A 1669-nucleotide genomic window follows, 5' to 3' on the forward strand; every position below is an offset into this window, starting at 1 on the left:
TTTATCACTTTTTTTAAAAGTATTAGGTTTTCACTACCAAAAATAAACAAACAATAAGCTGCTTCACTAAGCTAAAGGAAGCCACAAAATCTTTAAGAAATCAAGAATTTTGATGAGGTTATTCGCCAATGTATACTAACGTCTTAGGCTATGTTTTAGTTGCGGTTTTGTCTAGCTAAAAGTAAGCAAATAATTACTGAATGGAAAATCCGTGAGGATTTTCCCAAGTAGGCTAGAAGCTAGCAATTAAATATAGCCATTGTTAGGCAACGTTGTTTTTTTCGTAATGTTTTATCTCATTCAATTCAGCCTCTTTTTCAGTCTTTTGATTTTCAATATCAAAGTCATCTTGAATACCAAGCCAGAATTTTGCTGAGTTTCCAAAATACTTACTCAACCTCAAAGCTGTATCTGCTGTTATTCTTCGTTTTCCTTTTATAATCTCAGAAATTCTAGTTTGAGGAATTTTTAAGTCTTTAGAAAGTCGATAAGCAGAAATTTCAAGAGGTTCAAGGAATTCATAAAATAAAATTTCTCCAGGATGAATGTTTGCTAATTTTTCCATAATGTTCATTTTAATGATAATCAATTATTTCAACTTCACTTGCGTTTCCGTTATTCCAAATAAAGATTATTCTCCATTGTTTATTAATTCTAATACTATAAAATTCTTTCAGATTTCCAGTTAATTTTTCAAGTCTGTTTGATGGCGGAATTCTCAAATCTGCCATATCCTGAGAGTTGTTAAGCATTCTCAATTTTCGTCTACCCACATTTTGAATTTCAATCGGTAATTTTTTCACACGGACTCCATTCCAGATTTTTTCAGTTTCTTTCGCCCCAAAAGAAATTATCATATTCTTGTTTTACGTTACTAACGCCAAAGGTAGGTGTTTTTTTTCGTTCCGCAAAATGTTGCCTAACGTTGTTGTGTAAGGAAAGTTGCGTGGTTTAGGCACTAAAGTTAGTAAATAAAACACTAACCAAGAAAATCCGAGAGGATTTTCGTAAGTAGGCTTTTACCAGCAATTTTTTTTACACGGTGTTGTAGGTAGTTTTTTTCAAATTAGCGATATTTAAATCCATAAACTTCTTGTAATTTATGATTCATAATATTGTCAGATGGAAAAACTTTCCACTTTATATTTTCATTTTTTGATTTCAAGAATTTTACAAATTCAACATATTCATTTGATTCAGCTACACTTTGAAATTTCAATTTTTTAATGTTTCCATTTAGTTTGAATTCAATTTTATTCCTTGTTGGGTTTTTAGGTGTAGAAATATATTCAACAGTTAATAATTCAGAATATTCAATCTCAATTTTACTGTTATTGTGAACATATTCAATTCTTATTTTTTCTTTCTCAAATATTATATCAAATACTTTTTTTCTTTGATTTAAAATTATCCAAACACTCAATAAAACACTTCCTATTATTATCAAGATTTGAATTTCAATTTTTTCTACAGAAATTCCTAAGAAAATTCCAATTCCTAAAATCATTAAAGAAGCTATAATAGATTCAAAAAAAGCAAAAGATGAAGATGAACTGTATTTTTTCATTTTGTTAATTACCTACAACGTTTATGTGTATTATTTGTTGCGTAAATTTAGCGAAAAAAAAGCTATTTAGACTAAAACTTTAGCGTTTCCGAGGTTTTTCGT

General features: G+C 28.8%; 3 protein-coding genes. All 3 read right to left on the bottom strand.

The features are described from left to right. Nucleotides 1-262: 262 nt before the first annotated feature. A complete protein-coding gene (locus tag ACW9UN_RS17120; protein ID WP_459487586.1) occupies nucleotides 263-565 on the bottom strand; it encodes a HigA family addiction module antitoxin in 303 nt (100 codons plus the stop codon). Between the two features lie 10 nt (nucleotides 566-575). Further along, nucleotides 576-857, bottom strand: coding sequence for a type II toxin-antitoxin system RelE/ParE family toxin (locus ACW9UN_RS17125; RefSeq protein WP_459487587.1), 282 nt, complete (start codon nucleotides 855-857; stop codon nucleotides 576-578). A 209-nt stretch (nucleotides 858-1066) separates the two neighbouring features. After that, nucleotides 1067-1567 carry a hypothetical protein gene (locus tag ACW9UN_RS17130; protein ID WP_459487588.1) on the bottom strand — a complete coding sequence of 167 codons (501 nt, stop codon included), beginning with the start codon at nucleotides 1565-1567 and terminating at the stop codon, nucleotides 1067-1069. Nucleotides 1568-1669: the final 102 nt, after the last annotated feature.

This window comes from Polaribacter litoreus, from assembly GCF_054584775.1.